This is a genomic window from Lysinibacillus sp. NPDC056959, from assembly GCF_042674095.1.
Classification (GTDB): domain Bacteria; phylum Bacillota; class Bacilli; order Bacillales_A; family Planococcaceae; genus Lysinibacillus; species Lysinibacillus zambalensis.
In genome coordinates this window covers 64,371-82,789 of the sequence record NZ_JBHURE010000004.1, presented here as the reverse complement: position 1 = coordinate 82,789, position 18,419 = coordinate 64,371, and the positions used below count along the sequence as shown (strand labels likewise).

Annotated in this window: 22 protein-coding genes; 13 read left to right on the top strand and 9 right to left on the bottom strand. The window is 36.6% G+C overall.

Annotated elements, in window-relative coordinates; all coding sequences use genetic code 11:
- Positions 1-48: 48 nt before the first annotated feature.
- The 6 genes from ACFTQ7_RS06600 (at position 49) to ACFTQ7_RS06575 (ending at position 3,942) form a co-directional block, all read left to right on the top strand.
- Positions 49-498 carry a LytTR family DNA-binding domain-containing protein gene (locus ACFTQ7_RS06600; RefSeq protein ID WP_049666943.1) on the top strand — a complete coding sequence of 150 codons (450 nt, stop codon included), beginning with the start codon at positions 49-51 and terminating at the stop codon, positions 496-498.
- A 1-nt stretch (position 499) separates the two neighbouring features.
- Positions 500-904 (top strand): DUF3021 domain-containing protein, encoded by a 405-nt coding sequence (locus tag ACFTQ7_RS06595; RefSeq protein WP_386827825.1) that lies wholly within the window; start codon positions 500-502, stop codon positions 902-904.
- 5 nt (positions 905-909) lie between these two features.
- Entirely contained in the window at positions 910-1,830 is a 921-nt protein-coding gene (locus tag ACFTQ7_RS06590) for an ABC transporter ATP-binding protein (RefSeq protein WP_386827824.1), read from the top strand.
- Positions 1,830-2,705, top strand: a complete 876-nt coding sequence (locus ACFTQ7_RS06585; RefSeq protein ID WP_386827823.1) for an ABC transporter permease — start codon at positions 1,830-1,832, stop codon at positions 2,703-2,705. The genes ACFTQ7_RS06590 and ACFTQ7_RS06585 overlap by 1 nt, the downstream gene beginning before the upstream one ends.
- A gap of 123 nt (positions 2,706-2,828) precedes the next feature.
- Positions 2,829-3,584 (top strand): DUF2087 domain-containing protein, encoded by a 756-nt coding sequence (locus tag ACFTQ7_RS06580; protein ID WP_386827822.1) that lies wholly within the window; start codon positions 2,829-2,831, stop codon positions 3,582-3,584.
- 16 nt (positions 3,585-3,600) lie between these two features.
- Positions 3,601-3,942 (top strand): GIY-YIG nuclease family protein, encoded by a 342-nt coding sequence (locus ACFTQ7_RS06575; RefSeq protein ID WP_386827821.1) that lies wholly within the window; start codon positions 3,601-3,603, stop codon positions 3,940-3,942.
- 220 nt (positions 3,943-4,162) lie between these two features.
- Here the strand turns inward: ACFTQ7_RS06575 and ACFTQ7_RS06570 are convergent, their stop codons facing one another.
- The 3 genes from ACFTQ7_RS06570 to ACFTQ7_RS06560 form a co-directional block, all read right to left on the bottom strand.
- Complete coding sequence (locus ACFTQ7_RS06570; protein ID WP_349661147.1) at positions 4,163-4,531, bottom strand: MmcQ/YjbR family DNA-binding protein; 369 nt, start codon at positions 4,529-4,531, stop codon at positions 4,163-4,165.
- A gap of 132 nt (positions 4,532-4,663) precedes the next feature.
- The gene (locus tag ACFTQ7_RS06565; RefSeq protein WP_386827820.1) at positions 4,664-5,479 is read right to left on the bottom strand and encodes a YitT family protein; all 816 of its coding nucleotides are present in this window, start codon (positions 5,477-5,479) and stop codon (positions 4,664-4,666) included.
- A gap of 96 nt (positions 5,480-5,575) precedes the next feature.
- On the bottom strand, positions 5,576-6,901 hold the full coding sequence (locus tag ACFTQ7_RS06560; RefSeq protein ID WP_386828009.1) for a M48 family metallopeptidase: 1,326 nt from the start codon (positions 6,899-6,901) through the stop codon (positions 5,576-5,578).
- A 127-nt stretch (positions 6,902-7,028) separates the two neighbouring features.
- On the opposite strand from ACFTQ7_RS06560, the gene ACFTQ7_RS06555 reads away from it, so the two are divergent.
- The 6 genes from ACFTQ7_RS06555 (at position 7,029) to ACFTQ7_RS06530 (ending at position 12,487) form a co-directional block, all read left to right on the top strand.
- Complete coding sequence (locus ACFTQ7_RS06555) at positions 7,029-7,217, top strand: hypothetical protein (RefSeq protein ID WP_386827819.1); 189 nt, start codon at positions 7,029-7,031, stop codon at positions 7,215-7,217.
- Between the two features lie 174 nt (positions 7,218-7,391).
- Positions 7,392-7,841, top strand: coding sequence for a PTS sugar transporter subunit IIA (locus ACFTQ7_RS06550; RefSeq protein ID WP_386827818.1), 450 nt, complete (start codon positions 7,392-7,394; stop codon positions 7,839-7,841).
- A gap of 5 nt (positions 7,842-7,846) precedes the next feature.
- A complete protein-coding gene (locus tag ACFTQ7_RS06545; RefSeq protein WP_386827817.1) occupies positions 7,847-8,110 on the top strand; it encodes a PTS sugar transporter subunit IIB in 264 nt (87 codons plus the stop codon).
- A gap of 136 nt (positions 8,111-8,246) precedes the next feature.
- Positions 8,247-9,515 carry a PTS ascorbate transporter subunit IIC gene (locus ACFTQ7_RS06540; protein WP_386827816.1) on the top strand — a complete coding sequence of 423 codons (1,269 nt, stop codon included), beginning with the start codon at positions 8,247-8,249 and terminating at the stop codon, positions 9,513-9,515.
- 324 nt (positions 9,516-9,839) lie between these two features.
- Entirely contained in the window at positions 9,840-10,829 is a 990-nt protein-coding gene (locus tag ACFTQ7_RS06535) for a BMP family lipoprotein (RefSeq protein WP_386827815.1), read from the top strand.
- Positions 10,826-12,487, top strand: a complete 1,662-nt coding sequence (locus tag ACFTQ7_RS06530) for a methyl-accepting chemotaxis protein (RefSeq protein ID WP_349661138.1) — start codon at positions 10,826-10,828, stop codon at positions 12,485-12,487. Before ACFTQ7_RS06535 ends, ACFTQ7_RS06530 begins: the two co-directional genes overlap by 4 nt.
- 153 nt (positions 12,488-12,640) lie before the next feature.
- Here the strand turns inward: ACFTQ7_RS06530 and ACFTQ7_RS06525 are convergent, their stop codons facing one another.
- A complete protein-coding gene (locus tag ACFTQ7_RS06525) occupies positions 12,641-13,213 on the bottom strand; it encodes a helix-turn-helix domain-containing protein (protein ID WP_386827814.1) in 573 nt (190 codons plus the stop codon).
- A gap of 84 nt (positions 13,214-13,297) precedes the next feature.
- On the opposite strand from ACFTQ7_RS06525, the gene ACFTQ7_RS06520 reads away from it, so the two are divergent.
- Complete coding sequence (locus ACFTQ7_RS06520) at positions 13,298-14,239, top strand: DMT family transporter (RefSeq protein WP_386827813.1); 942 nt, start codon at positions 13,298-13,300, stop codon at positions 14,237-14,239.
- Between the two features lie 529 nt (positions 14,240-14,768).
- Here ACFTQ7_RS06520 and ACFTQ7_RS06515 read toward each other — a convergent pair.
- The 5 genes from ACFTQ7_RS06515 to ACFTQ7_RS06495 form a co-directional block, all read right to left on the bottom strand.
- A complete protein-coding gene (locus ACFTQ7_RS06515; protein ID WP_386827812.1) occupies positions 14,769-15,209 on the bottom strand; it encodes a GNAT family N-acetyltransferase in 441 nt (146 codons plus the stop codon).
- 366 nt (positions 15,210-15,575) lie between these two features.
- Positions 15,576-15,989, bottom strand: a complete 414-nt coding sequence (locus ACFTQ7_RS06510) for a DUF350 domain-containing protein (protein ID WP_386827811.1) — start codon at positions 15,987-15,989, stop codon at positions 15,576-15,578.
- Positions 15,990-16,057: 68 nt separating this feature from the next.
- Positions 16,058-17,323, bottom strand: coding sequence for a glutathionylspermidine synthase family protein (locus ACFTQ7_RS06505; RefSeq protein WP_386827810.1), 1,266 nt, complete (start codon positions 17,321-17,323; stop codon positions 16,058-16,060).
- A 2-nt stretch (positions 17,324-17,325) separates the two neighbouring features.
- Positions 17,326-17,634: a hypothetical protein gene (locus tag ACFTQ7_RS06500; protein ID WP_386827809.1), complete on the bottom strand. Its 309-nt coding sequence runs from the start codon at positions 17,632-17,634 to the stop codon at positions 17,326-17,328.
- Between the two features lie 17 nt (positions 17,635-17,651).
- Positions 17,652-18,113 carry a hypothetical protein gene (locus ACFTQ7_RS06495; RefSeq protein WP_386827808.1) on the bottom strand — a complete coding sequence of 154 codons (462 nt, stop codon included), beginning with the start codon at positions 18,111-18,113 and terminating at the stop codon, positions 17,652-17,654.
- Positions 18,114-18,419: the final 306 nt, after the last annotated feature.

Genomic DNA, 18,419 nt, shown 5'->3' with positions numbered 1-18,419 from the left:
CCTGATTCAGTGTTTCTCCATAGCGGGGATATGTAAAGGAGGCCTCCCATGAAAATTCATTTAACAATCAATAGTGAGCTAGAAGAAACTGAGATTCATATACATGCAAAGGAATACACCGAGCAAATTGAACGCCTAATGAAGCAGCTTCAAGCTTCACAAACAACAATGCTAGATGGCTACTTTCAACAGGAAATTCATATGCTGAAAATTTCGGATATTTACTCCATTTACGCAGAGGGTGCAAAAGTTTTTTTGCAGACGGAGGAACAAGAATTCGAAACGAAGCGGAAATTATATGAGCTAGAAGCACAATTAGCGAAAGACTTTGCCCGTGTTAGCAAATCGACACTCGTCAACATTAATAAAATTGCCTCTATTCAAATGGGTAAAATCGGTACAACAGAACTGATTTTAGAAAACGATGTGTCCGTCCATGTTAGTCGTAAATATTTAAAAGAACTAAAACACCACTTAGGTATTGGGAGGGACTCATAATATGAAATTTATTCGCATGATGATTATTGGAATACTCATATCACTTAGCTCTTCCTACGTCTTAGTAACATTAAGTGTCATATCTAATAACGCTATGATGTCAGGGCCGGAATTACTTGAACAAATTATCATCGCCGCTATCCTTGGAGCTGTAATAGGTCTGCTGTCTACCATCTTTGATATTGAGCGTTTACCTTTTATTGCTCAGTTTATTTTACATGTAATTGCAGTTACGCTGTGTGTGTTGATTGCAGGCTATTTCGGGGGTTGGTTTGAACATTCCGGCATTCCGTATATTTTTATAAGTGAAGCTATTATTTTCTTTATCGCTTGGTGCATCATTTATGTGCTTCAAAAAAGTGATATTGCAAAAATCAATCAAGTAATTCAAAAAAGAAAGGAATAAACAATATGACCTTTGCTATACAAGTTGAAAATCTATGTAAGCAATATGGCAATCATCAGGCCGTAAAAGGTATTTCATTTACGGTTGAGCAAGGTTCCCTCTTCGCCTTTTTAGGTGCAAATGGTGCGGGGAAATCAACGACCATTGAAATACTCTGTACATTATTAAAAAAATCAAACGGTACAGTAAACATTAATGGCTACACACTTGATGCAAGCAATGACAATGCCGAAATTCGAAAATCTATAGGTGTCGTATTCCAGCAAAGTTTACTAGATGAACGTTTAACGGTGCAGGAAAATATACTTCACCGCGGTAAAACATATGGCTTATCGAAAAAACAATTAACCGAAAACTATCAATTCGTTTCAACATATTTGCATTTAGCTGATATTGAAAAGCGCAAATACGGGACTTTATCAGGTGGTCAAAAAAGGCGTGCTGATATCGCTCGAGCCCTTATCCATCGACCAAAAATATTGTTTTTAGATGAACCAACAACTGGACTTGATCCACAAACGCGTCAATTCGTTTGGCAAGCCATTAAACAGCTTCAACTCGAAACAAATATGACTGTTTTTTTAACAACACATTACATGGAAGAAGCAGCTGTCGCACATCACGTCATCGTCTTAAAGGAAGGAGAAATTGTTGCAGAAGGAACACCAGATGCTCTAAAAACAAAATACGCCTATGATTCAATGGCGCTTGTTTTTCATAATAGTTCAGAAGGGATACAGTGGCTCGAAGACAATGCCATCTCTTATACAGAAAAGCTAGGTATTTTCTCCATCCGAGTCGACTCGACACTCCATGCTTTAACACTATTAAAACAAGCGGAGTCGCTTATTGCTTCGTTTGAAGTCATCAAAGGTACGATGGATGATGTCTTTCTTCATATTATGGCCGAGGGAGGTGCAGCTTAATGGAAGCATTATTTAGCTTAGTACAACGAAATAACAAGGTTTTTAGACGTGATAAAACACAAGTCTTTTACTCGCTGCTTTCCGTCATTATCGTCATTATCCTTTACGCAGTATTTCTTCAAAAAACGCAAGTAAATGCAATAGAACAAATGACAAAGTCTACTCCCGAATTGGTAACGATGGTCAATGAATGGATTGTCGCTGGTTTACTCTCTATGACTGCTGTTTCGACTACACTTGCCGCGTATGGAATTGCTGTGAAGGATCTTGAATCAAAAGCACAAGCTGATTTTCTTACTGCTCCGATTTCGCGAGCAACCATTCAATTTAGCTATGTATTAAATGCCTTTATCATTGGCTGTATCTTTTCCTTTATCGCCCTTATTGGCTGTGAAATTTTTATCGCAACAACTGGCGGTCAGCTATTGAGCTTAGAGGCTTTCATCAAAGTAGTAGGATTACTATTTATATCCGTGTTACTGGCCAGTGTTTTTAACCTGTTCCTTGTATTACTTGCTAATACCCAACATTCATTTTCAACACTTAGTACAATCGTCGGTACAGCACTCGGTTTCTTTTGTGGTGTTTATGTACCTGTTGGTGCACTTCCATCCTTTGCTCAAAATCTTATTATGTATTTTCCTATCAGCCATACTACGCTCCTACTACGCAATGCCTTTATGGACAACTCAATTTCTAAGGTTTTTGAAGGTGCTCCTGCTTCACAGGTAGAGGACTATAAAATAATGTATGGTATTGTCTATGACCTTCACGGAAATATACTAAGTACCTCAACAAGCATTATTATTATTTTCGTCACTATTATTGTGCTAGCTATTTTATCTATCATTATTTTTAAAAAGAAAAATAAATAAACATTTTCGCACATCGTTTATAAAACGATGTGTTTTTTATTGATTTTATTCAAACAATTTGTTATTTTAATAATAAATAAACAAACAAAACTATTAATCGTTTGTTTTTCAGGAGGGTTCCCAATGGATGTAAATGAATTATTTTGGCAAGCTTCAATCCATGACATAAAAAAAGGCTACAACGATGAAGCAACACACTTCACTTGTTTACTTTGCGGCGAAAAAATTGAAAAAGGTATTATTTATCCACATGAAGGCGTTCTATTCGATGCAGAAAAATTTATGCAACATCATATTACCGCTGCACATCGATCTGTATTTCATTATTTAAATGGCCTTCATAAAAAAATGACAGGACTCACTGATCATCAAAGTCATATTTTACGCTTATTTTATGAAGGAAAAACCGATCAAGAAATTAAAGAAGAACTAGAAATTGGTAGTGCAACAACGATACGTCACCATCGCTTTACTCTTAAAGAAAAGGAACGTCAAGCGAAAACGTTTCTTGCAATGATGGAGCTATTAAAAGAACAGAATGAAAAGGAAGATAGCTTTGTACCTATTCACAAAACGGCAACGATGGTCGACGATCGTTATAATATTACAATTTCTGAAGAACAGCAATTACTTGAAAAGTACTTTCCAAACGGCATCGGCAAGGAGCTTATCCGCTTTCCAAAACGTGAAAAGCATAAAATTGTAATACTACGTGCAATCACAAAGATTTTCGATGAAACAACACAGTATTCAGAAAAAGAATTAAACGAAATAATCCAACCGATATATGAAGACTATGTGCAAATTCGTCGCTATTTAATCGAATACGGCTTCATGGATCGAAAAGAGGATGGCAGTGCTTACTGGATCAAAAAATAAGAAAGCAGGGTTACTAATGGACCATAAAAAAGAATTAAAGGAACAGTATAAAGAAATAAAAATCGAAGCTGGTGTTTTCACAATGACCAATAAACAAAATGGTAAAGTGTTTGTAGGTAGCTTCAATAATTTAAAACGCTTAAACGGCTTTCAGTTTATGTTAAAAACAAATACACATACTAATAAAGAGCTACAAGCCGACTACAACACTTTCGGCAACGATGCTTTTGATATTGAAGTTGTGGAATATTTGAAGAAAAAAGAAGAGGGCTATTTCGATGCCAAAAAGGAGCTAGAAAAACTAGAACAAAAATGGCTCGACAAGCTTCAGCCATTTGGTGAACTTGGGTATAACTAGGTATGCATGGGAGCTAAAAAAAAGAATCTGCTTTCTCCGCGGTTAAGCTGGGGAAACTTGCAGATTCTTTTTATTTCATATATTGTGTTATTTCGCGCGGGTATTCATATATTCCCTTTAGGCGGTGGAGTAAATATCGGCTGGATCGGAGTATCTCTTCGCTGATTCTACACCCATTTCTTTGCCTAGGGCATTAATTTGACGCACCGGTATTTATACTTCATTTCTTCAATAAATGAATTTCCTGTTGAGCTTTTTTTGTTAACTTTCCTAAAACTAGCTCATAAGAATGTTGGATTAAATTTTCAACTAAATCCATAGGTACATCATCTACATCCATATAGATTGAATTCCAATGTGTTTTATTCATATAGTAGCCTGGAATAATACCTTCATAGGCTTCTCTCAACTCTTCAGCTCGAATCGGTTCACATTTCAACGTAAGTACCGGTCTACCAGTAGCATCGCCGCCCATCATCCCATACATTTTACCCCCAATATGATAGCGATCCGCCTGCCATTCTTCTTTGTAATCATACGTTGTTCCGTGAAGCTTTAAGCAATATGCGTGAATTGTTTCTTTGTTCATGATTTAACCCCTCCTAAATACAAAAACATACGTTCGATTATATTAATTATAATCCACAACGTGTGTAGAAGGAATACATATTTATTTGTTTCTAGCAAGACATCCGTTTTTTACGCGAATCCAGGTTATCCTTTACTTTATCCCCCTATCAAACACGCCGATGACCTCGGTAGTTTGCAATATGTTGACGAAGGCTCTGGCGTCTGCTTCCTTTATCAACCCTTTTACTTCAGCAAGCTGATAGCGTGTAATGACGGTAATTAATACTTTTCGCCCTTCTCCTGAATAAGCACCTTTCGCATCCATAATAGTTACACCTCGATGGAGCTTTTCCAGTAGTTGCTGTTTGACTTCCTCACCCTTGCTCGTAATAATCATCAGTGTCAATTTAATATGACTCGTATGAATTGTGTCGACAACCTTCCCTGTGGCATAAATCGATACAAGCGTCAGCAATGCCGCATCCCAGCTAAAAACGAAACCGGAGATAGCTACAACGATACCGTTCATCGCAGAGATTAATGTACCTAGTGGAAAATCCCGTTTGCGACTTAGCAGCATCGCTATAATATCAAAACCTCCCGAGGAACCTGCCGCACGAAAAATCATACCCATCCCTAAGCCCACAATAACCCCCCCGAATAATGAGGCGAGAATTGGGTCTTGGGTAGCTTTATGGATTGGAATAATATACAAACTCGCTGACAAAACAACGACTGAAAGAATGGTATATCCTATGAATCGTTTCCCTAGCTTTAAGACCCCTATAATAAGTAAAGGCAAGTTCAATAGTAAATTTATTACCCCTGTATTTAAAGGCGTAATAATACCAAGCATGATAGCAATCCCGCTTAATCCCCCACTTAAAATCTCATGTGGAATTAACAAAAAATTATAGGCAAAGGCGACTAATATCGATGAAAGTGTAATTACGACAATATTACGCATAACAATTCCCCTATCATTAACGAACAGTTTTAATCTTAGAATACCCAACTTATTCGTTCAAAAAACCTGGAGTATCGCAGTTAAAAAAAACGACATTTATTTATTCTGATATTCTTTTTTCTGCTCCTCTTTTATCGGCACTTCTTTTAAAGGCTCCTCTTTATTCTCTTCTACATTCTCTGCTACCTCATAAATACGTTCAAGCATTGGCGGATGTGTATAGCGGAACCACTTTACGAGTAACTGTGGATTTACTTCACTTAAACCAGATATCGTTAGCTTTTGGAATGCAGTAACTGCGGACTCTCGATCACCCGTTAATGAAATCGCATATTGATCAGCTCTCGTTTCCTGATACCGCGAAATATAATTGGACAGAGGGCTTGAAGCAAATAATAAAACGGATGTTATGAGTAAAAATAATGGATAAGAGCTTATATCACCGATTTTTTTAATTTTTAATACCTGTCCGTAACGTCCAATCATCCAACTTAAACATTTTGCTGATAGCCATAACCCAAGCAATGTCAGCAAAAGATATCCCGCAATACCAAAATAAATATGCTTCTCAACGTAATGTCCCATTTCATGAGCCATAATATATAATATTTCATTATCTGTTAAACGATTTAACGTTGTATCCCAAAGCACAATTCTCGAATTACTCCCAATACCCGTTACATAAGCATTTAAGGCATTTGTTTTTTCTGCCATATTGACTTCATACACATGCTCTGCTGGTATATTTGCCTGTGCAGCAATAGACAAAATTTTTGCCTCTAGCTCTTTATTTTTGAGCGGATAAAAATCGTTATATAAAGGATCAATAACTACAGGTTGAATAAACATCACAAAAATTGTAAACGGAATCGTTAGAAACCATGCATAGAGCCACCATCTTTTGGCACTTTTTTGGATGAGCCAATAAAGGACAGACACGATAATTAAGCTCATGCCAAAGTTGACCCAAAATTCAATAATGCCATCCCGCATCCATGATGAAAATCCTTGTGTACTTATTCCGTAGGCTTTACTTAAATTGTAACGATAATAATTGAGTGGAAATAGTACAACATATAGTAAAAGTGATAACAAAAATAAGTAACTTGCATTTTGTAACAGCTTCCATTTTGCTTGTGACGTCGCTACCTTTTCGAAATAACGTGATACGCCCATTATTAATATCATGAAAAAGACTAACCATTCCAAAGGTGTAGCAACAAAGAATAGGAAGTTCCGTATTTTCGAATATTCACCACTTAAATATAATTCTTTTTCAGACATAAACATCACTGGATCGGCGGCTGTCCCCTGCATCGCTCGTGGTATAGTACCACCACCGCTATGGAATATATACCAATACATACACAGCACATAAACACCGAATATAAGTAGCGCGACAATTCCCATTTTTTTCGCTATGTCATTTCCTCCCTTGTTCAACACTAAGTTCGTCCTATAGTAAGTGTAAGCTAAATTGAAAAAGTTAGAACAAAATTTTCTTTGTTTTTATTTACCTTCTATTATAATTCACACCAAAAGATCCTCTTTGCGTGAGGATTTACCTTGCTTCCGCGGGTATTTACCTTGCTTCCGCGGGTATTTACCCTGCTTCCGCGGGTATTCTCCTTCCTTCGCGGATATTCTCCCTGCTTCCGCGGGTATCCTCCTTGCTTCCGCGGGTATCCTCCTTGCTTCCGCGGGTATTCACTTTGCTTTCGCGGGCTATTTAAAATAGAAAGATTCGACTTATTAATCATAAATCTTCCCTATACAGCTAAACGAAATTTAATGTAAAAGATTCACTTTATGTTTTACCAAATAAAAATATATCCTCTTATGGCATAATTCCGTAATCAACAATAATAACATGGAATGGGGATTGTTTATCCCTATGAAAGGAGGGTTGTACTTGCTAACTGAGTTACTGACAAAGGATACTATACAACTCGCAAATTTTGTAAATACTTGGCAGGAAGCTATTCATTTAGCTGCTAGTCCACTATTAAAGCAGAATAAAATCGAAGAACGCTATATTGAGGCAATGATTCATTCCATTGAAAAACACGGTCCTTATGTAGTCATTACACCAAAAGTAGCGATTCCACATGCACGGCCCACGGAAGGAGTTAACGCGCTAGCCATGAGCCTATTAAGCTTACAAAAACCTGTCTTGTTTGGACCAAAAAAACCTGTTTTCTTAATTATTGTCTTAGCTGCGACCGATCATGCGTCACATCTACAAGCATTAGTTGATTTAACAAAGATTTTGCAAGAGCCAAATCAAATTGATAGCATCACCGCCTGCCAGTATAAAGAAGAGATTATTAAAGAAATTCAACAAATTGTCGCAAAGGAGTAAACTTGATGAAAATTTTAGTAGTGTGTGGGAACGGCTTAGGCAGTAGCTTTATTATGGAGCTGAATGTAAAAAAAGCATTGATCGAACTGGGAAAAGTTGCAGAAGTAACTCATACAGATTTAGCATCTGCCAAGGGAGAGAAAGCGGATATTTATATTGGTGCGGACGATATTGTCAATCAATTGCCTGAAGAGAGAGGTCACATTGTTAGTATTGTTAATATGATGAGTATTTCAGAAATTAAAGTAAAGCTGAAACCGCTGTTATGATGAAGTGAATTTGAACTTTTTGAAATGATAGTCGTTGCCACAGAACGTGGCGTTCTTAGACTGAGTTACTCTATTTCAGCGGATGTTTGGACACACGCTGAAATAAGTTAAAAATTGGATAGGATGAGGTGTTAATATGTTAGATGTTATAATGAATGACATTTTAGGAACACCAGCTATATTAGTCGGCCTATTCGCTTTTGTCGGTTTATTAATCCAAAAAAAGTCAGCTTCAACCGTTCTTTCTGGTACGTTAAAAACGATTATGGGCTTTGTTATACTTGGCGCGGGTGCAACCGTTTTAATTGGTTCTTTAAATCACTTTAGTAATATGTTTGATCATGCATTTAATGTCCAAGGAGTCATCCCAAATAATGAAGCGATTGTAGCAGCCGCACAAACTAATTTCGGAACATCCACTGCCATGATCATGGTTTTCGGTATGATCATGAACATTTTATTTGCGCGATTTACGCCTTTAAAATATATATTTTTAACTGGTCATCATACATTATTTATGGCGTGTTTAATTGCAGCATCGCTTTCAGTCGGCGGTATGAGTGGCACCCCGCTTATTATTGTTGGCTCTATTCTACTAGGTATTTGCATGGTCGTATTCCCTGCCATTTTACAACCAACAGTTCGTCAAATAACAGGTAGTGATGATTTTGCTGTTGGTCATTTTGGAAGCATTGGCTATTATGTATCCGCTAAAATTGGAAAGATCTTTGGCAACAAAGCCAAATCAACAGAAGATATAAATGTCCCAAAATCTCTAGGTTTTTTAAGAGATACATCTGTAGCTGTTTCGTTAACTATGAGTCTATTTTTCATAATCGTTGCCCTATTCGCAGGTCAAACTTATATTGAGGGACAATTATCTGGCGGTTCAAACTTTATCGTCTTTGCCATTATTCAAGCTATTACCTTTGCCGCTGGTGTCTATATCATTTTGGCAGGCGTACGGATGCTAATTGCCGAAATAATCCCTGCTTTTAAAGGGTTAGCAGATAAACTTGTACCAAACACAAAGCCTGCATTAGACTGCCCTACGATTTTCCCGTTCGCACCAAATGCTGTTATTATCGGCTTCCTGTTTAGCTTTGTAGCGGGCCTAGTATCGATGTTTATACTTCCTCTCATAGGGCTAAAAGTGATTGTACCTGGACTTGTACCACATTTCTTCACAGGTGCGGCTGCAGGAGTATTCGGCAATGCAACTGGTGGTAGAGTCGGTTCTATGGTAGGAGCATTTGCCAACGGCTTAATTATTAGCTTTATCCCTGCGATTCTATTGATCTTTATGGGTGATATCGGCTACGAAGGCACTACATTTGGAGATTCAGATTTTGGCATTGTGGGAATCATAATTATTAATGTATTAAAATTATTTGGTGCAGTTTAATATAAACAATTGGCCTCGCAAACGCTTTAAATGTTTGCGAGGCTAGTTTAATTGACAAATAAAAGGGTTATTTTTGCAAAATATATAAATATTTCGCAATATCCTCCTACCTTTTTCACTATACACATAGAGAAAATTCATTAAAAAACGAACTAATTACTCAGTGCTTTGAAAATATCGAGAATGATTTAAACCCTTTTCCCTCTAGTAAATTACAAAAAATCTGATAGTATTTAATGGTAAAATAAAAATCCATTGTCTGACATCTGACTTAGAACAACTTTTCGCCGATATATATCATACATACAATTGGAGGTACTCATTTTGAAAAAATTATTGATTGGCTTTTGTTTAATAGTTTTGTTACTAGTAGCAGGCTGTTCAACAACTCCGTCTAAAAAAACGCAAGATGACTATAAAATTGGGATCTTACTCTCAGATGCAGGGCTTGGAGACGAATCATTTAATGATTCGGCTTTTAAAGGGCTTGAGAAAGCACGAGATGAGCTAGGTATTTTGTTCGATTATAAAGAAGCTCCTGATGGCAATTACGAACAGAAGCTAGAAGAACTAGTAGCAGAAAAGTATAACGTCATTATCGGTCTTGGATTCTCTGTACAGGAAGCTTTAGAAAAGACGGCGAAGAAATATCCTGATCAGCAATTTATCCTTATTGATGGTCAATCAGATGTTGCAAATATCACTTCCATAACCTTTAAAGAGCAGGAAGGCAGCTTTTTACTTGGAATGGTTGCATCAATGACGAGTAAAACTGGAAAAATAGGATTTATTGGTGGTGCAGATGTTCCAGTTATCCATCATTTTGAAAACGGCTTTATTGAGGGAGCTAGATATTTTAATCCAAACATCGAAATTGTTAGTGAGTATGCTGGCACATTTGATGATACCAATGCAGGTGCCGCAATAGCAGAACGTTACATAAAGAACGGCGTAGATTTTATTTATCATGCAGCGGGATTCACAGGCTTTGGCTCTATTAAAAAAGCTGAAGAAATGGGCGTATATGCGGCGGGAGTTGATACTGATCAATTTTACATAGCCGAAAAGACGGTCGTAACATCGATGTTAAAAAATGTCGACCAAGCTGTTTTTAAAATGGCTAAAACATTAGTTGATGACGGGGAAATTTCTGAAAAATCTTTTTTATTTGGTTTAGCTGATAACGGCGTCGGGCTTGCGGATATACGTATTATTAAACTTACACCTGAGCAACAGACTGCCATTGAAAAAGCAAAAGAAGGTATTGTCTCAGGTAAAATAAAAGTTACTGCAGAAAAGGGGAACAGCCAGTGACACTTCGAAAAAAATTATTTATGAACATACTTATACCCATTGTCCTCGCCATGGCAATGATTGGCTTTATTATCGTACAAACATTTGATATACAAACAACCGCAGAAGATGATACAGAGCTATTACTGGCAGTGAAAGAACTTGAGCAAAGTTTAGTTGTAGCGAGCCAATCACTAAATAATTACACATATTTAGCTAGTGAGGCCAATAAAAATGAAGCTCTTTCCATTTTAAAAGAAACAAAAGTAAATTTAGAAAAACTCTCAACGATTGCAAAAGTAGCTGATCACAAGGCTATCATCAAAAAAATCGAGGGTAAATACGACGAGTTAGCAAAAGCTTCTGAAGCAGGGTTTCTTGCTCACAATCGTCCTGAAATAAAAAAACAAGCAATAAGAATATCTGGTATTTTGAATGATATGTTTCTACTAAAAAAAGACACAAATGAATGGTATAAAGAAACGAATGAATTAGCAAAGCAAAAAATTTCGTTCATTACTACAACAACAATTATCGGAAGTATCCTTTTAATTATTGCTACCATCATTTTTTCGTATGTCGCAACGAAAAAAATTACAAATCCGATTAACCGAATTGTGGATTATGCACAATCGGTGGCTGCAGGGAATTTGACAATTGACACCTCTGCCCTCTCCTTTAAAAAAGGCAGTCGAAATGAAGTTGATCAATTAACTGAGAACTTTTCCACAATGATTGTTAGCTTAAAAAGCACCGTACAATCCATTGATATTGTAGGAAAAAATGTTGGTCTCTTCACAAAGGATGTCACAAGCTATATTGAAACGATTAATGAAGGCAGTCTACAAATTGCAACATCAACGGACGAATTGGCGAAGGGAAGCCTCACTATTTCAGAAGATATCCAGTCAACTGCGATCCTTATGAATACGATGGCAGATCAATTTACTACTGTTCAGCAGACAAGTGAACAATCAGCCATAAACGGCAACCAGGCACTTACTGCTGTCCAAAACGGTCGTAGTTCACTTGAAAAGCAGTCCTCTATTGCGAAGGATATTTCATCCACTTCGATTAACATCAAAGAGGCTGTTACTCAATTCTCTCAATTTACAACAGAAATTGAAGGTGCCGCTAATGCAGTCCATGCTATTGCTGATCAAACAAATCTATTAGCATTAAATGCTGCCATCGAAGCAGCACGTGCTGGAGAAGCCGGAAAAGGATTCGCAATTGTAGCAGAGGAAGTCAAAAAACTATCTCATGAAACTGAAAAAGCAACGGCTTTCATCTCTTCTATGGTGACACATATACAAGATGGCATTACGCTCATTCTTTCTACGGCAGAGCAGGGACATCAGCTGTCAAAAGAACAATTACAATCGATGACCGATACAGAGAAGTCATTTGAAGCAATTGCAACTCATGTGTTAGACATTAATGATCAGTTACAGCAGCTTACCGAAGATATGGAACAAACAAGTGAAATGAGCCAGCAAATGAACAGTGCCATTGAAAACATTTCAGCTATTACGGAAGAAACTGCTGCAGGAACAGAGGAAATATCCGCTTCTACCCAAGAGCAGCTACACTCCTTCCAGAAAATTAGTGAAAAGGTTTCAGAACTTCAAGACATGACAAATACATTGTCTGTAGAGCTTAAAAAATTCACATTATAATGATGAATGCACTTTAGGAAAAATGAAAGACACATAATAAGAAAAGCAAAATCCCGAATAACGTTCAATATTCGGGATTTTGCTTATTGAAATATTATAAAGTTAAACTACCATCAACTACAATTATTGATTCTACCTCTGCCAGCTCTTATTTCAAGATAAATATTTCATTGTTAAATGGAGAACGGCAATTTCATCTCCTGTGTTTTCATAGCTATGCTTTCTATTTGCTTCAAATTGGATCGAATCAAATTCGTTTAATGCATATATTTCTTGTCCAACTTGAATCGAAATTTCCCCTTTCATTACTGTTACATATTCGATAGCTCCTTCATGATGAGGTTCTGCCTCATATATGCTATTCGGTTGCAAACAAGCACGATGCATTTCCAATCCTGTTTCTTTTTTGTAACGAAATATAGTCTCTAATCGCCACATTTGATTTTCTTCTATAATAAATCCTTCTCCGAAGCGTACGACATTTACTATATCTTCAATAACCATAAGCCGTGATAACGGAATAGATAATCCTTTTGTAATCTTCCAAATGACGCCTAATGTAGGATTCGTTTCTCCTCTTTCGATTTTTCCTAATGTTAATTTACTAACACCCGTTTTTTTCGCTAACTCTTCTAAACTTAATTTCTGTTCATTCCTTATTTGTCGTAACAGTTGACCAACTTGCAGAATTACTTCTTTTGTTTGCATATCCTCTTGTTCTTTCATACAAACCCCACTTTCGGTATATCATAATTTACTTTTCATCTAAATAATTATATTATAATATATATTTAGAAAGGAGCGAACGAAATGCGTGCTATCTTATTAGGTATTTTATCATCTGCGTTTTTTTCAGCTACATTTATTATAAATCGAGTTATGAACGTATCAGGAACAAGCTGGGCTTGGACTGCTTCCTTCCGATTTTTATTCGCTTTACCCATTTTATTCTTTATCGTCCTATTTCGCAAAAACCTTCGTCCACTATGGGTAGAAATGCGTAAACATCCTTTAGCATGGATTGGCTATGGCACAATAGCAGGGGTTGGATTTTATTCATTATTAAGCTATGCTGCTGTATTTAGTCCCGCATGGCTCGTAGCAGGTACATGGCAAATAACCATTTTAGCTGGTTTGTTATTATCTCCATTATTTTTTATTACATTGGAGACAAAGTCAGGAGTTAAACGAGTTCGCGGTAAAATTCCTATGCGAAGCTTACTCGTTTCCTTATTTATTTTAACAGGTGTCATTTGTATGCAATTAACAGAAGCTGGGGATATTTCTGTTTCTCAATTTTTAACCGGCTTCCTCCCTGTCGTCATCGCAGCATTCTTATATCCTTTCGGTAATCGAAAAATGATGGAAATCGTTGATGGTCGCTTAGATACATTTCAACGCGTGTTAGGCATGGCAATTGGTAGTCTTCCTGTCAGTATTATATTAGCGATTTATGGTTGGACTGCAACTGGCATACCAACATCTGGGCAAATCATGCAAGGATTCTTATTAGCATTATGTTCGGGTGTTATCGCCACAATGACATTTTTCTTCGCTACTGACTTAGCGAAAAATAACCTTTCTTTGTTAGGGGCTGTGGAGGCAACACAAGCTGGAACAATGGTATTTACTGTTCTTGGTGAAATGCTTTTTTTAAACGGTTCTTGGCCTGTTGGAGTATCTTTAATCGGTATGATCATTATCATGATGGGCATGGTAGCCAATAGTATTATCAATTATGCCTCGGCATAATTGCGTCCAGAATCGGCTTTGTGCTTAGGCCTGCACGAGGGCCGACACGATGTCGGTCATTTCGGTAATGCCACAGGACGTGGCGTTTTTACCGATGCAGGTCAGTTAGCCGTTATCGCATGGATGCGATGATCTTAGGCTAACATCCTATATTGAACTCCTTTCCGATTCCTTGACATCCGCCGGAGGCTTTAGGCCGACACGATGTCGGTCACTCAGGCATTTTCACAGGATGTGAAGTTCTTAGCCTGAGTTCCTCTATTTCAGCGGATGTTTGGACACCCGCTGAAAGAAGTTAAATCGCTCTGTTCCTGTATCCAAACAAAAGAAAACAGAATAGTTTTCCTTTCTTCAAGTAGCATTTTAGTTTGTGTAAAATGCTGCTTTTTTTCTGATGACATAGATTTATAGTTATAATTCAAGCTATTGCGACATGGGAGCAAAAAGGATGTTCTTAAAGCCATTTATAGACTTTAAGAACATCCCACATAAACATTAGATACGCAATATTTATATTCATTTAGTCATTCTAATGAAAACTATATTTTGCTAGCATTTCTCCCCAAGGTGCCATTCCTGACTCTTTAAAACCCACACTGGCATATAGTTTTCTTGCTTGCTCGTTGTCCGGCTGATACCCGAGCCAGATGACGTCAGTGCGATCATTTCTACTCCGGATGTCTTCAATAATCAATTTCATTGCGCTCTTGCCATATCCACGCCCTTGAAATTGCTCATCAATCATAAATCTATACACCCAATAGTTTCTATCATCCGAATCAATCCCGTACATTGCAAAACCGATAAGTATTTCTTCAAAATAGATTGCATTAATCTTCATGTATGGTGAAAATTTACTTTCCGCAATTGAATACAGATTCGAGGCAATAAACCCTTCCTGTTCTTGCTTAGGCTTCAGTTGAATACAAGCTTCCCAATTACTTTGATCAATTGATCTTAAACTAATCAACCTTCAGATTCCTCCTCTAGTAGTAGAGAAATCCATGATCACGAACTCTCTACTAAATAAGTATTCCCCTACTGATAAAACAACCTGTTTTTTATATACATACTACATCACTCCTCATAAGATGGTAGTCATCGTTAAATTGTACAATTATATAGAATTATTGCTCTCTATTTGTACTTTTGTTTATTTCGGCATACAGGGAATTATCCCTTCTATATTTCTACTCATCACCATAACGTGTCGTTGATTTCCGTCCGACTAGGCCCGTCAGATGTGAACATTAAATATAAAGAGAGCATGTCTTTTCATTCATAAAAAAACATGCTCCCTTTAATGTATTATTATAGTGTTATCAACTATACTTTATTAATACGATAAACTTCCTGCTATAATTAATCCTACCGTAATACCCACTGCAAATAAGCTGAAGCCTACTGCAGTATTTCCTTCTTCCACTTTTTTCTCCAAGCTTGTTTTTGGTGTTAACACGTATTCAATAATCAAATACACAACCACTTGTGTAGCAATTCCGATTAACCCCCAAATAAAAGCATCAAGTATATGAACACTTGAAGACCATACTGTATATAATGTGATGCCTAATCCAATCACTTTTCCCCATAGCTTTAATGCAACGGCTATATTGCCTTCTTTAATTAAGTTCCACTCTGAAAATTTTGTTGTAAAAGCAAATGCAACAATACCAATCAAAATGAGAATTAACCCTGTCCCTGTATATAATAAAAAATTAAAAAAACTATCTAATGAGAAATATCCCATTCCAATACACACTCCTTTTATCGTGCTTCAGTTTGTTTCACTTTACTCTCTTAAAATCTTACAATTTTCTAATATCCTATTGGTAGAAAATAAGATCCGTTATCTGTAATTTGTCCCCCTGCGCGAATACCTATTGCACTTGCTTTACCATTAATATAAAAGCAACCATACATATAATGCGCTCGTTTTGGACCTTGTTCTGTTTGAATCATAGTTTGTGGTAGCTCTATAAATTGTTGATAAACAGGAAGTTCATCTTTATATGTTTTATGAATATCTTCCGCAATTTTTTTACCTGTATTTGAAAAAATCTCGACAGTGTCTCCTTCGCGACCAAATGAAGGCTTTTTTACAAAACTTTGTCCTTGTTGCAAAAAAACATCTGGATCTAGATAAGTTGGTAAAAAATATTTATGTATTGCGTTATGCTCTTCAGGTGTAAAAAATGAATGTTCTTCCTCATGTAGCCCCCAAATGAGCGCCATTATTGCCTTAGATTGTAGTAAAAAAGCAGAAGGAGGATTCACAATGGCTAAGTCTTTTTGTTCCACTAGCTTCATTAACGATTGACCAACTTTTTCCTTCGTTATTGGATCTTCATCATATATCAAATGTTCAATAGGATACGTCTGTCGATATAAAACATGGATTTTTTCTCCGCTTCTATCATAAAGACCTTGTGGTAGGACAACTTCTTCATTTTCTAAAATTGGCTCATCGACAAGTTGTAAGTGATTAAAGTCCATATACTGACTTTTTAATCCAGAGAGTTCCTTTAAATACATTGTTGTCAATTTATCTTCTTCATGTTCCGAGTGTGCTGCGAAAACAATATTGCTACCTTCATATTTTCTCCTCGTACGAAACGACAACGTTACAGCTTTCAAAATTGCTTGTTTTAACTGGTCTTCGCAGCCTTCGTTTGGATTTTGCATCTTAAATTGTTCACACACTTTTCCATTCACAAAAAAAGATTCCTTTATAAATGTAGGTGTATCTGCGTTTATTTCAAGCAATTTTACTTGTTCATCGGTCACTACTAAATCTAAACGAGCAATGACACTTTCTACTGGAAGTGTTTGCAAACGAATGAAAGAGTGAGTTTCAGTGGGAAATCCAAGACGCAAAAGTGTCTCATCATCTACCATACGCAACAAAGTAGCCGACTTATAAAAAATATGGCCTATCTGGTCAGTTGCTTGGCGAATCCTATTAATCGTTTCTGAACTTTCTCTCTTAATATCAAATAGAGCATATTCCATCCCATAGATGTCATGCCAAAAATCCTTTATTTGGCTAAAAAATTGTTGTCGATTTTCTCGAAATCGGTTCATCTTTACCCTCCAAAACCGCCTTTTGAACCACTGCCTATTCCTGATTTGTACTTCGATACATATGTTTTATAGTCAGCACTTTTTTGTAATGATGTTTTTGTTCCATAATATTTCCCACCATGGTAGTAACTACGCGCATAAGTTGAATCATTATCATCGCAATAATACGTACCCGTTTCCTTATCCCAATCCCAATCATCACAATCCGTCCCTGTTGGCTCTGCATATCCCCTTTCCTCTCCACAAGCAGTTAACGTTACCAAAGCCGCAGCTGCTAATGCTCCTGTCATCATCTTCTTTGTTTTCTTCATGTTAAAAATCCACCTTCCTATGTTGCAAGCGTATATCCTGTTGGCGTAACATATAAAACATACACACCTCGATCTTCATCAATTTCAGCTGAGTCACGCTCCCACTCCTTGTCTTCGATATATGTATATATACTGCCGATCATGCTTAAAATATCTAAATGATTCGCCATATATTCAAATGTGATAAGCGGATGATTTTTATAGGTATTTAATTCACGAATTTCAAGTTTAATACCTTCACATAAGAGCTCTTGCATTTCCATTGGTGTTTCTTCATACAACTCTACATAAATCACGAATAACTCACCTTCAATAGCAGAAGACAATTGTTTATAAGTCTTACCTTCTTTAATAAAAAATTCACATTCTCTTCTTGTTAAGATTTGCGGCAAGTCAATATTAGTATAATAATAGATTGGTTCAAACTTGTCTTTACCTTTTTGCAAACGATATTCTAACATTGCACCTTCGAATTGCATAACACACTTCCCTTTATAAATATTGTTTTTATATTCATCGTAGATTTTTCTATCCAGAAGCTCCTTATTTTTTTATACGACTGAGATTTATAATTAGTTTCATATTATTCTACTAAACTTCAACTTAGGTATCATTAGGGTTTGTACCTACCTGCATTATTAATTCCCATAAAGTTATGTAATTTTTTGTAGAGAGAAACTTCATACATTCGAGTACTCTCCCACAATGACATGTATTTATTTTTGAATATAAAAATCTCACTTTAACTAGAAAGATTTAACCATTCTAGTTAAAGTGAGATTAAG